General features: G+C 31.4%; 13 protein-coding genes and 2 pseudogenes. 11 read left to right on the top strand and 4 right to left on the bottom strand.

Annotation, left to right across the window (positions count from 1 at the left end):
• Window positions 1-183 precede the first annotated feature (183 nt).
• The 4 genes from TERY_RS04515 to TERY_RS04495 form a co-directional block, all read right to left on the bottom strand.
• Window positions 184-1623, bottom strand: a complete 1440-nt coding sequence (locus TERY_RS04515; protein WP_011610741.1) for a phosphoglucomutase/phosphomannomutase family protein — start codon at window positions 1621-1623, stop codon at window positions 184-186.
• Between the two features lie 1084 nt (window positions 1624-2707).
• Entirely contained in the window at window positions 2708-3439 is a 732-nt protein-coding gene (gene folE / locus TERY_RS04510) for a GTP cyclohydrolase I FolE (protein ID WP_011610740.1), read from the bottom strand.
• A gap of 1373 nt (window positions 3440-4812) precedes the next feature.
• Complete coding sequence (gene accA / locus TERY_RS04505) at window positions 4813-5787, bottom strand: acetyl-CoA carboxylase carboxyl transferase subunit alpha (protein ID WP_011610739.1); 975 nt, start codon at window positions 5785-5787, stop codon at window positions 4813-4815.
• A gap of 1770 nt (window positions 5788-7557) precedes the next feature.
• Window positions 7558-8799, bottom strand: a complete 1242-nt coding sequence (locus TERY_RS04495; protein WP_011610738.1) for an insulinase family protein — start codon at window positions 8797-8799, stop codon at window positions 7558-7560.
• A gap of 1420 nt (window positions 8800-10219) precedes the next feature.
• Here TERY_RS04495 and TERY_RS32310 point away from each other — a divergent pair.
• From TERY_RS32310 to TERY_RS24720, 11 genes and pseudogenes are all read left to right on the top strand, one after another.
• Window positions 10220-10474 (top strand): hypothetical protein, encoded by a 255-nt coding sequence (locus TERY_RS32310; RefSeq protein WP_011610737.1) that lies wholly within the window; start codon window positions 10220-10222, stop codon window positions 10472-10474.
• 505 nt (window positions 10475-10979) lie between these two features.
• Window positions 10980-11456, top strand: a complete 477-nt coding sequence (locus TERY_RS32305) for a type ISP restriction/modification enzyme (RefSeq protein WP_052845744.1) — start codon at window positions 10980-10982, stop codon at window positions 11454-11456.
• A 294-nt stretch (window positions 11457-11750) separates the two neighbouring features.
• Window positions 11751-11906 (top strand): annotated as a pseudogene (locus TERY_RS34490) (type ISP restriction/modification enzyme); the annotation flags it as partial.
• A 26-nt stretch (window positions 11907-11932) separates the two neighbouring features.
• Window positions 11933-12142 (top strand): type ISP restriction/modification enzyme, encoded by a 210-nt coding sequence (locus TERY_RS34485; protein ID WP_196797219.1) that lies wholly within the window; start codon window positions 11933-11935, stop codon window positions 12140-12142.
• Window positions 12143-12168: 26 nt separating this feature from the next.
• A complete protein-coding gene (locus TERY_RS34480; RefSeq protein ID WP_196797219.1) occupies window positions 12169-12378 on the top strand; it encodes a type ISP restriction/modification enzyme in 210 nt (69 codons plus the stop codon).
• Between the two features lie 26 nt (window positions 12379-12404).
• The gene (locus tag TERY_RS34475) at window positions 12405-12614 is read left to right on the top strand and encodes a type ISP restriction/modification enzyme (protein WP_196797217.1); all 210 of its coding nucleotides are present in this window, start codon (window positions 12405-12407) and stop codon (window positions 12612-12614) included.
• Window positions 12615-12640: 26 nt separating this feature from the next.
• Window positions 12641-12865, top strand: a complete 225-nt coding sequence (locus tag TERY_RS34470; RefSeq protein ID WP_196797218.1) for a type ISP restriction/modification enzyme — start codon at window positions 12641-12643, stop codon at window positions 12863-12865.
• Window positions 12866-12877: 12 nt separating this feature from the next.
• Window positions 12878-13087, top strand: coding sequence for a type ISP restriction/modification enzyme (locus TERY_RS34465; protein WP_196797217.1), 210 nt, complete (start codon window positions 12878-12880; stop codon window positions 13085-13087).
• 26 nt (window positions 13088-13113) lie between these two features.
• Entirely contained in the window at window positions 13114-13323 is a 210-nt protein-coding gene (locus TERY_RS34460) for a type ISP restriction/modification enzyme (protein ID WP_196797217.1), read from the top strand.
• A 26-nt stretch (window positions 13324-13349) separates the two neighbouring features.
• Window positions 13350-13559 (top strand): type ISP restriction/modification enzyme, encoded by a 210-nt coding sequence (locus TERY_RS34455; protein ID WP_196797216.1) that lies wholly within the window; start codon window positions 13350-13352, stop codon window positions 13557-13559.
• Between the two features lie 12 nt (window positions 13560-13571).
• Window positions 13572-13985 (top strand): annotated as a pseudogene (locus TERY_RS24720) (type ISP restriction/modification enzyme); the annotation flags it as partial.
• Between the last annotated feature and the right edge of the window lie 865 nt (window positions 13986-14850).

Raw genomic sequence — 14850 nt, 5'->3', positions numbered from 1 at the left:
AAAAACTGTAAGGGTGTGGCTTCAGAATCCTATTTTTCCCTTGGGTTTAGAGACACACCGCTACTATCAAATTTACAACTTATTTAGGATTGCTATAAACAAAAATGAAAAAATTATTTTTACTCCTCCTGACTTCTGACTCCTGAATTCTTGAGACCAGACATAATATAATTCATCAAACTCCTAAATACTATTAGCCCAATTTTTTGCCCATTCCAAAGTTTGTTTAACCTTCTGCATATCCGTAGCTTCACAATAAAGTCGCAAAACAGGTTCAGTACCACTAAACCGAATTAACAACCAACGACCATCAGCTAACCGAAACTTATACCCATCTATAGTTATACAATCAAGCACTTTTTGGCCAGCAACTTCAGTCACAGGATTATTTATTAACTCTTCCAACAGGCGTGATCGTACTCCCATATTAAGCAAAGGCAAATCTATCCGGTCATAAACAGAACTAAAACCCGTTTTTTCTTGCAAATGCCGATAAATAGTAGTCAAATCTTCACTAGACATGACCACTGCTTCCAACAAATAAAGCGCCGACAACAAAGCATCCCTTTCTGGAATATGAGTACCATAACCAATACCCCCAGACTCTTCACCACCCACAAGCACCTGAGTTGACAACATCCTATCAGCAATATATTTATAGCCAATAGGAGTTTCAAACACTGGCATCTTGTATAACTCTGCTACTTTCGGGAATAAATCAGAACCACTAATAGTTTTTACAACTTCTCCACTACACCCATGTGTAGTTGTTAAATGTTCAATGAGAATGGGAATTAAAATTTGAGAGCTGAGAAAATTACCCTCACCATCAACAGCAGCAATGCGATCGCTATCTCCATCAAACACTAACCCAATTGCTAAACTTCCTTCATTTGCTGCTCGATAACTTTTAATTCTCTTAAAAAGTTTACTTAAATAACGAGGCAAAGGTTCAGGTGCTCCACCATCAAAGAAAGGATCCCTATTACCATTAACCTCTTCAATTTCTACTCCCAATATTTGTTGTAAACCTCCAGCAGCAGCTCCGTGCATTACATCTGCAAAAACTTTTAATTTTCCTTCATTAATCGCCGACTTAATACTGTGAATCTCTACCATTTTTTTGAGAGTTTCACAGTAATTTTGCCAGGGATTAAAAGTTTCTATTTTACCTTCTTGAACTAGATTTTTTTCAGTCTCAACTGTTAATAAATCTTCTATTTGTTTAGTTATTTCTGGAGGTACCGACCCACCAAAAGCACCCTTTACTTTTAGCCCTAAATATTTCCCTGGGTTATGACTAGCAGTCATAACAATAGCCCCAAGAGCTTTTTTTTGAAATGCTGCCAAACTAAAAGCAGGAGTAGGAGCATAAGTATCCGTTAACAAAACATCAAATCCTGCATTTTGAATAGCTTCTGCAGCTACTTGAGCAAATTCTTCAGCCATAAACCTGCGATCATGGCCAACAATTATTGTTTTACTATTATTAGTAGAATCAGCATAATTTTTATCTAAAATTTTTGCTGCAATAGGAGCTACTAGAGTAACTCGTTCAAATGTAAAATCATCAGCTATGACACCGCGCCAGCCATCTGTTCCAAATTTAATTGGTTTAGCCATATCAGAAATCTCTTAATATATATATTTTTTTGTCTAAGTCCTGTTATATAGCAATCTTATTTTTACCCTATCCAAAATCTTGTAATTTTTTGAGATAAGGCTTTAGATGAATCGCACCGATAAGTAAGAATTTCGGAGTTTATTTCTTCGTTTTTGAATTGTTACAACCGTTTAATCTGATTGCTATAGGTTTTCTCAAGTTACTGAGGTACCGTTCTTTTTCTTCTTTTCTACTCCTGACTCCTTACTCTTGCGCCAGAAACAAATTTTGTGCCTCACCAACATGAAAATTGTTATACTTTGAATTTGGCATTGCATAGATCCAAGTATAAATTATGGTTTTAGAGGATAGGAAGTAAAAGATGGAATTAAGCTTTTTTGTAAAGATTCCTCCCTTAGTTCAGAAGCCCCTTAAATCTCAACTTTTCAAAGCTGGTTTCCTATAAAGAGTTGTATAAAAGAAGAAGAATATAGGAAAAGTTATACCAATTCGCTAAAATAATACCATAAATAGTTGCATCATGCTGAAATTTTAAATAATCGCCTAAAAAGCTTGCAAATTATAAGTTTTAAGGCTAAATTATCTTATTTTTTGACTTGTAAGTGCATAAATTTGTTAATACTCTCCCCGACCTAAAGGTGCGGAGAAACAACTGAGCCCTAGCTCCTCATCGGGTTTAAGTTTGAAAGTCTATCGCTATTTTGGTAGTAGTCTTATATTTGCTGACCTATCCATTTTTTTCTCAAGAGAAAGAAAAATTTATAAAATATTAACATATTTATTGAAAAAAATCAACTAAAAAGTCAACCTAAAAAGGCAAGACTTTAAACCCAAATTTTCGGTAAAAAGGTCTTACTATCTATTTACATAACTCCCGACGTTGCGCTTACGCAACCAAGCAGGTTTATTCAGCCAAGGTAATGTTTTCCCCTTTTATTGAGCTTTATTTCTCAATATAGTATTACAATGACTGCATATATAATCGTTAATAGCCATCATAAAAATTAAGATCAAAAACGCACATAACGCCCGACTTTTATCCCGACGCTCTCCTTCAAAAGAGCGCAGGACTTCTCGGGGCAGTTAAAAGAAGGTAGGTTGATGGCGAATTAAGTTTAGATATTCTTCTCTTGTTTTCTGATCTTCTTTAAAAAGACCAACCATGGCACTAGTAACAGTCCAAGAACCAGGTTTTTGAACCCCTCGCATTACCATAGATATATGAGTAGCCTCAATTACAACTGCTACGCCCTTTGGTTCCAAAATTGTTTGAATTGCCTCAGCAATTTGACGATTTAGTCGCTCCTGGACTTGCAATCTACGAGAGTACATGTCGACAACTCTAGCTAGCTTACTGAGTCCTACTACTTTTTGATTAGGAATGTAAGCGATATGAGCTTTTCCCATGAAGGGTAACATATGATGTTCACAAAGACTAAAAAAATTGATATCTCTAACTAGAACCATTTCATTATGACCTTCGTCAAAAATCGCACCATTCACAATTTCTTCGAGGGATTGACTGTAGCCACTAGTCAGAAACTGCATTGCTTCTGCAAACCGCTTGGGAGTATTGAGTAATCCTTCTCGTTCAGGATTTTCTTCTACTGAGAGTAAGATTGTCCGCACTGCCTCCTTCATTCTCTCATTGCTGTCTTCAGTAGAAAGCTTTTGCTTAATTGATTGACCATTGGATGAGGAGATACGCTCAGGTCTATAGGAAATTTGACTCGTCATATTTGCATCAGAAGTTTTAACTCCATTCATGTTGAGTGTGTTCTTAGAATTGGAACGGTTGGAAGAAGATTGAGTCATAATAGATTGGGATCAAATTTAAAAAAAGCAAATTGTATTTTGACCTAACTTATGCTAGATTTTTTAGCTTAGATTATAATTTTTTGTTTATTAATACTAATTAGTTTTAGTTATTAATAAGCAATGAACTATAACCATTAGAGTTTTTCAATTTCTCTCCTGTAAGTTTTACACTGACCAAGAATCCATTTTTTAAAGTCAAAAGTCATTATTTATCTAAAATAAGTAAATAACTACTGTCTAAATTGGTATCAGCAAAGCATTTAAAATTCACTGATAAACTGTGCTTAATATTTTATCATGGTCAAGTAGTTAAGACTGATCCCAAATAAGTTTCTTACTCCTAGAGAGGTATATTGACAAAAACAGGATAGAAATAATTACTCGTCAGACTAATTAAGTAGTTCTTTATTTTTTTGTGATTATTTCATCAGGAGCTACAAAACAAAATTTACTAGATACTGTAAACGCCCCCAGATATCAAAGTACTTAATCTTTAACAAAATTCTTAATACTACTAATATAATTATTTCAGAAAGTATCCCGTGAATATCCAACTACAGCAAATTAAGCACATACAACCGTTGCGGAAGTTATGAAGTAACCCTGTATAGATGCTTTGAGGGAGCAGGTAAGATAGGTTGGAGGATAGGGCACCAGCAAAAAAATTTTACAGAACTTGGGTTTAAAGCCTAGTATGCCTATCATTCAAATTTTTAGCCGTTTTTTTTAAGACATCTGTGATTAGATATCATACTGATTAAACTAGTCGCGCGCGGGAGTAGTCTGATACAAAAAAAAAGAAAAACGAAAGTAAGGGTAACCGAACCCTAAATTATCCTAAGGGAGAGGGGATGGGGGATAGCTTCATGTGAATGCAGACCAGAAAAGTAAGCTCCCCCGTTAGCTTATAATTAATCCTCATGCCTAACCGCCGGGGAAAATATAAACTAATTATTTGACCACATTACCACATTGAATACATTAATCACTGAATCTGCTGTCTGAGGTAAAAACATTAATAATAAAACTATTATATTATGCAGTGAAACTATTGCCTGTCACAGATATACCTAACTGATATGGAATCTGGATATTGAGATTACTTTCATAGGACTTACGCAAAGGTTCTAATTCTAATCGTAGTGTAAATATCCTAATAAATTAGCAAAAATACACCATATATAGCTATAGTAGTAGTGCGTAAGTTAGTTCTGTTTCATTAAAAGAATTATTTATATCAAATTGATTTCTTTCAATTTAGGCATTATTATGTGTAGCGATCTAAAAGCAGACAGAAATATAAAACATAAGTCGGTGGGACTCGCAACCAAAAAACCTATACTAAATATCATCATTAGTTTGGGAGCATATCAGGTTTCCAAAAACACTCCCATAGAACGAAATTTTTGATAGCGCTTTTTTCGGCGTTGTGGACTGCTTAAATGGTTTAAGTCATCTAAACTTTTGACTATGGCCGTTTTCAGGTTTTCTGCTGCCTGTAAGGGGTTAGCATGAGCGCCACCAGAGGGTTCTGGAACTACATCATCAATAATCCCTATCTTTTTTAAATCCCAGGAAGTTATCTTCAAAGCCTCTGCTGCTTGGGAAGCTTTGCTAGCATCTTTCCAGAGAATGGCCGCACAAGCTTCAGGGCTAGCAACTGTATATATAGAATGTTCTAGCATTAATAACCGATCACCTACTCCTACACCTAAAGCTCCTCCTGAACCACCTTCTCCAATAACTGTACAAATTATTGGTACGTCCAGATGAAACATTTCTCGTAGATTATAGGCGATCGCTTCTCCTTGTCCTAATCTTTCAGCTTCTATACCTGGCCAAGCCCCTGGAGTATCTATAAATGTCAAAATTGGCATTCCAAAGCGATTGCCATGCTCCATAAATCTAATTGATTTTCGATATCCTCCTGCTGAAGCCATACCAAAATTACGAGCGACATTATCTTTTGTATCTCGCCCTTTTTGATGACCAATAATTACTACAGGTCTACCATTTACTCTGGCCAAACCTCCTACTATTGCTGGGTCATCGCTACCACCACGGTCACCATGTAACTCTATCCACTCGTCACTGATAGCTTGGATATAGTCCAGACTAGTTGGTCGTCTGGGATGACGGGCTAACTGTAGTTTTTGTACAGGGGAAAGACTACTAAAGATTTCTTGACGTAGTTGAGTTGCTTTTGCTTCTAGCTGATAAATTTGCTCAGAAACGTCTACACTACTGCAATCTTTTGCTAGTTCACGAATCTGATTTATGCGGTTTTCTAATTCTGCTAGAGGCTTTTCAAAATCTAGTAAAATTTTACGTTCTGATTTAGGCACACGGAATTTTTTTTTTAAGTTACGTAATTACATATATAAGTATACCACATTTGACTAATTTTTGAATTAACTTAGTAAAGTCATCTATACAGAAGTATCTACAATGCCATGAGTGCTCTTGTTAATATTTTCTTTAAGCATCTTTCACAGGAGTTTGAGTTTTAAGGCCAAATACTCCATCAACTTTTCCCTGTCAAAATCTTTTTACTTGTAGAAGTTCTTGTAATCCTAATCCTCTGACTTCATCACCTTTAATACCAATGAATGAGACTTAGCAAATTTATATTAGAGGTTTCTGTATCTGATCCAATTTTTGGGTAAGATTCTTTAGTTATGGTAAATGAAGTTTGATTGTGAGAATAATTACAATTTGAGGAATTTATTTTATATACTAATTCTAAATAATTTTAAAGATAAATGGGGTCATGAAAAAGTACGATTGTTTAGCATACCTAATATTCTACAGATGATAGATACTTTCTCTAATATCATGATAGATTGCCATATAAAGCTCTATTAGTATGGCTATAAGTTTTGGTTCTTGGTAATAAAAGTTTTCCTTGTATTTTGTTCAATAATACTATTGGGGTTGAGTCCTACATATCAATGAAATGAATATTACAGATGAACTAGATAATTTTATTAATCAAATATGTATAGCTGAAAGGAATTAAAATAGCAAAGGCATGTCAAAATGATTTTTTCTGGAAAATCTTACTATGAAGTTAAAGAATTATTAAAAGTTTCTCAAAGTTTTATTAGTGAATGGAAAAAATAGGCGATTTATTTTTCATGGTTTAGAGAGTTTGAGGCTTTAATATCAATGCAAAAAGGGTTACTTAAAAGTAGTCGAAAAATAGCAAATTATTTAGTTTTTAAAGGCACAATATTATCAGATAATATCAGATAAAAAAATATTTTAACATATAATTTAGTGTAGTTTTTGAGATATTAATAAGTCATTATAAAACCTCAACAAAAGTCTAAATAAGGTATAAAAAACACAAAAAAATCAAGATAAAAATTATAAATTAGTGAAAGAAAAAAAGTTAGGGATAAATTATTGACTAAATAGCAACTAGAAATAGAAGCTGAAAACCTGACATTTTTTTATCATTGACAAATTTCATATTTTATGAGGTTATTTCTTAGGATATTATTGGAGAATAACAGATAAAAGAATATAAATTCCGATTAAAAATGATTTGGAAATATCAACTTATTATGGAGACTTAAACTATAAAAATAAAGAATTTATTGTTTAATAATTAAAGAGCAGAAATACTGAAAATTATATATATTTTATCAAAATATTTAAAACATCAAATACTAGGAAAAAGACTAGCAATATTTTGGGATGAAGTGACTTATTATAATTCTAAAGAACTTCGAGAATATTTAATAACAATTAATCAATATTTATACAAAAATGGTTGATAAGTTATACAAAATTTGCCCCAAACACCCCTAAGCAAAATCCTAAGGATATAGGATATACCATTTACTACTTCTGCGAGATTAGCATTTGGTTTTGGCCCTCGTTGAGAGAGGTTTCTGTAGTAGAAGTTCGAGTAGTTCCCACTGGCGAGAGCTTAGAGCCCTGACTAAAGATTTTCACGACATTTATTTGATAGTGATTATTGTTTTTTTTATTTTCCTACCTTCAATATTTATTCATGGCCACCTTTAGCTTTTTTTTGAGAAACAGTCTCTTATTACCTAAGCCAGAATCAATTAAGACTATTCCTAGACAATGACCTCTGTTAGTCATTATTTTTCCTTTCCAACAATTGAAATGTAAGGTTCAATAAAGTATTTAATAGCAACTTTTTGTGTGTCTAAGGTTGTTACCATTTCCAGATTTTTTTGAAATTTAGCATCAAAATCTATGCCCAAATTTAAGATTTCATACCATCCTAAAATTTGAGCTATTTGTGAATTTGTTTGTTTGCCCAAAGCATACTGACCTAATAATTTGTTTTTGGATATTTCTAACTCTTCTTCACTGAGTAATTCAGTAACTAAGCGTTCTATTTCTGATTTTAATCCTGCCTTAGCGATCGCTGTATTTTCTCCTGCCGTACCTATATAAACTGTAAAGTTAGAAGTATAGAGACGGGTAGGGTAAAATGCAGAAACATCGTAAGCTAAACCTCTTTTTTCTCTTAGTTCTACAAATAAACGACTTGATAAGCCATTTCCCAAATAAGTATTAAGTAATTTTAGAGGAGCGTAGTCAGAACTATTAACATTTGCTGCCAAATACCCAAGCATAATAATAGATTGTTGAGTTTCTTGATATTTTTTTGCTGTGAAAGGTTGAGGAGTTATTCTTGGTAAATTTAAAGTTGGTAGAAGTGTTCTTGGTGGTTGCCAATCTCCATAAATTTGTTCAACTAAAGCAATGGCTTTTGCATTACTAATTTTACCTACTATAGATATTACTATATTATCTGGACGGAAGTAAGTTTCATAAAATTTTTGAATGTCGTAGCGGGTAATTTGAGATACTGTATTTTCTGTGCCTAAAGTTGATAAAGCATAAGGATGATCTTGATACATCATCTCTCGTAGTTGAGAGAATGCTACAGTAAAAGGTTGTTCTAGTTGGGAACGAATACTTTGAATGGTAATCCGTTTTTCTAACTCAATTTCTGTTTCTGGGAAGGAGGGACATCTGATTATTTCTCCTGATAATTGAAAGATATCATTAAAGTCTTCTGATACTGTTTTTATACTCAGCAAAAAATAATCTGCTGTTGTATCACTTCCTAATCTTGCTCCTACTGATTCAATTTTTAAAGCAATATCTAAAGACGATAATTTTTTTGTTCCTTTTGTCAAAACTGCTGCTAATAAGTGTGAAATTCCAGCTTGGTTTTTAGCTTCATAACTACTACCTATTCCCAAGAATATTTTGGCTGATACAATATCAGCAACTGTATTTTCTGCTGTAATTACAACTATGCCATTATTTAAAACTGTTCGATTTATATTTGTTTGATTAATCATTTTGAGAAAAGGGATTAGGAATTAGGGAGTAAGGGAGTAGGAGAATAAAAAAAGAAAAACAACTTGACTTCAGTCACTTGAGAAACCCTATATTACTTAATAACTAAAGTCTTGACGAAGTATAGCATTAATGCATGAGAATTGGTATTACAAAAGGGAATAAGGAGTAGAAAAATTAGGTATAAGATATCTTCCCTATTTTATTAAGATAGAGTAGCTGTTGAATTGGCGAAGTACAAAAGTCAGAAGTCACTTCATAGTAAATACGGTTTATGGAGTATCCTCTTGGGGAGATGGTTAGAAAAGAATTGGAAAAAGGTACTTTTTAACTATATTTGGTATCAGTTATTAGTTAGTATTATAGGTCATATCTATGCTTTTCATATCCCATAGCTCTCCTAGGAATTCCAAATAATTACTTTTTATTTATTACTTATTAATTATTACTTTTGACTACTTATTTCTTCTTTATTAAAAATATTTATAAACTCTTGATTAATCGATATTATACTGAAGTCAAATAGATTATTAAATATAGCATTTCTCGGAATAAAAGTTCGATTTTGTCTGTTTTTTACAACTTATTAAATGAGTATTGTAAAAGGAGAGATTTTTTTTAGTTTCAGAGTTAGATTATCAAACTAAGACTGGAAAAAATGTGACTACTGATGGCACAGTTAAAGATGCTTTGGGTCTTAATTATGGATTTTGAGAAAGCAAGGATAATTATCATCTTTTGGATAAAAAAAATTGTAGGAAGTTAGCTAAAGATTGTCCTGAAGAAAATATTTTGTTTGAGGATTCATGAACGGCAGTTTTGATTCAAGCAGCGACAGAAACTTCAAGAGTATTGATGAGAAATACTGAAGCTTTGGATGGGTTTATTAATGCTTTTATTAATTATATTCGCTAGGAAGTAAATTTTTTTTTAGAGGCTATTACTACTTTTAAATCAGACTTACCTACTATTTTAAATAGTTTACGAGATTTAATTGCAAAAGAGTGAAATAATAATCATATTTTTTTTCAAGCTAGGGATAAGTTTTTGAGGATTTGTCAAGATTAGATTAATTCTGAAGTTAATCTCTTTGATGTGTAGGAAATGATTATTCGACACATCTTGACTGAAGATATTTTTATGAATATTTTTAATAAGTCTCAGTTTCATTGAAAGAACAATATTGCTAAAGAATTAGAGGATGTTCTGAATACTTTTTTTACTGGTACAAATTGCCGAAATACTTTAAGTTTTATTGGGCGTTATTATAGGGTAATTAAAAGGAAGGTGGCAAGTATTTATAATTATCACGAAAAATAGGAATTTTTGAAGGTGGTTTATGATAATTTTTATAAGTCTTATCATCCCCTGGGTACTGATAGATTGGGAATTGTTTATAATCGTAAATAAATTGTCAGGTTTATGATTGAAAGTGTAGATTATTTGGCAGATAAAAATTTTGGAAAATTATTATGTGATTCAGGAGTAAAGATTCTCGAAATAGCAACAGGAACAAGTACTTTTGTGACTGATTTGATTGAGTATTTGCCTAAGAATAAGTTGGAGTATAAGTATCAGAATAATATTTTTTGTAATGAGGTAGCAATTTTGCCTTATTACATTGGGAATTTTAATATTGAATATACTTATCAGCAGAAAATAGGGAGTTATGAATAGTTTAATAATATTTGTTTTGTTGATACTTTAGAACATACTTTCTTTGAGGGTAAGCAGTTATATTTATTTGCGATGATAGTGAAAAATACTGAGAGTGTTAAACGGCAAAATGATTGTGAAATTTCGGTGATTATTGGTAACCATCCTTATAATTAAAATCAAGTAAATGAAAATAATAATAATAAAAATCCTTCGTATCCAGAACTTGATAAGCAGATTAAAAGATATTTATATTAAAGAAAGTAGAGGTAAAAAAACAAAGGCTTATGATTCGTATTCTCATTTTTTTAGGTGGGCAACAGATAGATTAGGTAAACAAGGAATAATTTGTTTTATAACTAACTCTTTATTTTTGGATGGTAGTTTTTTTGACAGGTTTAGAAAAGTGATAAGTAAAAAATTTTTTCATGCTTATTTTCTTGACTAGGGGGATGATATTAGAGCTATTTCAGGTATAGATGGGATTTTTATCAGAGAAAAACATACTATATTTGGAAAATTTTCTATGACAGGAATTGTTGTATCCTTTTTGCTTAAGGATGGTCAAGAAAAAACAGTAGGAAATCTAATATATTACAGTCATCTATTTCCTATGCACGAATTAAGAGAGAATAAATTCCAATTTTTAGCAGCAACTAAATTTAGTAAAATTGATTTTGAAAATATTCAAGCAGACAAAAATAATAACTGGATAAATCTCACAGATAATGACTTTAATAATTTATTACCTATAGCTGATAAAAATACTAGACTTGCTAAAAGCAAAACAGGCGAAATAGCAATATTTAAAGTATTTATATTAGGAATTGCAACAAATAGAGATGAATGGTTATACGACTTCGATAGACAGCAATTAGCAGAAAAAGTTCAGTTTTTTTGTAAGTTTTATGAACAAAAAAGAGTTAGATGGAATCAATCAAATAATAAAACAGTAATTAATGATTTTTTTGATAGAAAAATTAAGTATACTTCTGAACTATAAGAGCATTTACTGAGAAATTCTAGCCTAAAGTTTAATTCTGATTTTATAGTTACATCTACTTAATGTCCGCTTACCAAAAAATATCTTTATCTGGCAAAAACTATCCTACACAAACTATATCAACAGGAACAAATTTTTATTATTGTCAAAAATAATGTAGCAATTTGTTTAACAATTCACAATCAAGTTTCCTTTTTTGTTCAAGCAGCAAATACTGTTTGTGATGGTGGAATAGGTTCAAGAGGATCTCAAATATTTACTCTCTACTATTAAAATAAAAAAGGAAGGCACAAAGACAATATTAGTGACTGGAGTATCCAAAAATTCCAATCTAATTACAACAATAAAAAAATCAAAAAACTCGATATTTTCTACTACACCTACGCCGTTTTTCACTACCCCACTTACCGCCAAAAATACGAACTTTATCTCAAACGAAAATTTCCCTAACTCCCCTTCTATGAAAATTTTAAACAGTGGGTAAAATATATTTACTCTCTACTATTAAAACAAAAAAGGAAGGCACCAAGACAATATTAGTGACTGGAGTATCCAAAAATTCCAATCTAATTACAACAATAAAAAAAATCAAAAAACTCAAGATTTTCTACTACACCTACGCCGTTTTTCACTACCCCACTTACCGCCAAAAATACGAACTTTATCTCAAACGAAAATTTCCCTAACTCCCCTTCTATGAAAATTTTAAACAGTGGGTAAAATATATTTACTCTCTACTATTAAAACAAAAAAGGAAGGCACCAAGACAATATTAGTGACTGGAGTATCCAAAAATTCCAATCTAATTACAACAATAAAAAAAATCAAAAAACTCAAGATTTTCTACTACACCTACGCCGTTTTTCACTACCCCACTTACCGCCAAAAATACGAACTTTATCTCAAACGAAAATTTCCCTAACTCCCCTTCTATGAAAATTTTAAACAGTGGGTAAAATATATTTACTCTCTACTATTAAAACAAAAAAGGAAGGCACCAAGACAATATTAGTGACTGGAGTATCCAAAAATTCCAATCTAATTACAACAATAAAAAAAATCAAAAAACTCAATATTTTCTACTACACCTACGCCATTTTTCACTACCCCACTTACCGCCAAAAATACGAACTTTATCTCAAACGAAAATTTCCCTAACTCCCCTTCTATGAAAATTTTAAACAGTGGGTAAAATATATTTACTCTCTACTATTAAAACAAAAAAGGAAGGCACCAAGACAATATTAGTGACTGGAGTATCCAAAAATTCCAATCTAATTACAACAATAAAAAAAATCAAAAAACTCGATATTTTCTACTACACCTACGCCGTTTTACACTACCCCACTTACCGCCAAAAATACGAACTTTATCTCAAAAAAAAAATTTCCCTGACTCCCCTTCTATGAAAATTTTAAACAGTGGGTAAAATATATTTACTCTCTACTATTAAAACAAAAAAGGAAGGCACCAAGACAATATTAGTGACTGGAGTATCCAAAAATTCCAATCTAATTACAACAATAAAAAAAATCAAAAAACTCAATATTTTCTACTACACCTACGCCATTTTTCACTACCCCACTTACCGCCAAAAATACGAACTTTATCTCAAACGAAAATTTCCCTAACTCCCCTTCTATGAAAATTTTAAACAGTGGGTAAAATATATTTACTCTCTACTATTAAAACAAAAAAGGAAGGCACCAAGACAATATTAGTGACTGGAGTATCCAAAAATTCCAATCTAATTACAACAATAAAAAAAATCAAAAAACTCAATATTTTCTACTACACCTACGCCATTTTTCACTACCCCACTTACCGCCAAAAATACGAACTTTATCTCAAACGAAAATTTCCCTAACTCCCCTTCTATGAAAATTTTAAACAGTGGGTAAAATATATTTACTCTCTACTATTAAAACAAAAAAGGAAGGCACCAAGACAATATTAGTGACTGGAGTATCCAAAAATTTCAATCTAATTACAACAATAAAAAAAATCAAAAAACTCGATATTTTCTACTACACCTACGCCGTTTTACACTACCCCACTTACCGCCAAAAATACGAACTTTATCTCAAAAAAAAATTTCCCTGACTCCCCTTCTATGAAAATTTTAAACAGTGGGTAAAATGGGAAAAAAAATTAATCGAAGTACACATCAATTATGAAAATATTAAACCTTTTTTATTGACTCGCATTAACTTACCAACTCCCGATAACTTTCCCACTCCCAAAACAAAATTTAAAGTAGATAAAAATAACCACAAAATCTTTATAGATACTTTGACAATATTAGAAAAAATTCCCAAAATTGCCTGGGAATATTGCCTCGGAAACCGGAGTGCTTTGGAGTGGGTATTAGATCAATATAAAGAGAAAAAGTCTAAAGATAAAACCATCACTGAAAAATTTGATACTTATTGTTTTGCTAACTATAAAGAAACAGTTATTGACCTACTACAAAAAGTTGATAATGTTAGTGTCGAAACTATGAAAATTATTCAGATAATGGAAACTTGAATAGAAGTTACCTCTCCACATTTTTCCCAGAAATCTATAAATTACTACGCAAAAATTTCTATGGTATATAGAGCAATAGAACATTAACTTAATATTGACAATAACCATATTTTAATAAGTAAAAAAACATACTATCTTAGATAGGTTGAACTCAGTTAGAAATAAAAATTATGCCTAAAAAAGCTCAATTTAAATAATAAAAAAAACTCTTGAATCAATATTTAGGTAATAATAAATAGTGTTATAATTTGGTGAAATTTAAGTTTATAAAATCATGCATATAAAGATCATTATCAATATTTTTTTTAGCTTAGAGAAGTTTTACTAATCACACGAAAGCTATTTTTTATTTGATAAAAACTTGTCATAATCTAGTTTATTAATAGGGTGTCTTAATTTAGATGAAGCATTGAAAATATTCTTTCAAGGGTTAGGTAAATATTCAAAGTTTAAGAATAAATATAGGTATTATTTTTTCACAATTGATAATTTTGGAAAACTAATACAACTAAACAGATAAAATCATAAATTACCTTTTATTAGTATTTTCAAACTTGATGAACCTATTAAAACAATAAGTCGGTTGGAGTTGAAATTTTTCGCTCTGTAACAAAATGTAAATTCACCTCCAATCAAATATGTGGAAGAGCTTAGAGTCAGTACATAAATATTAATATATCTAAGTTTTTTCATACCTACCTACTTTATAAAAAATAATAATTAGTAGATAAGCAGGCAATTACTACTTAAATTGTAGCTACGAATTTAACCCTACTTCAACACCTAAAAATACTAAATTTGTAGGTGTAAATTTAAAAGTAAAAACTTTATTCTTTTTTAATGGCAAGAATTGTATTTGAAGGTA

Source organism: Trichodesmium erythraeum IMS101 (assembly GCF_000014265.1).
Lineage (GTDB): Bacteria > Cyanobacteriota > Cyanobacteriia > Cyanobacteriales > Microcoleaceae > Trichodesmium > Trichodesmium erythraeum.
The sequence above is the reverse complement of the archived record's forward strand: the minus strand, read 5'-3'. Positions and strand labels throughout refer to the sequence as shown.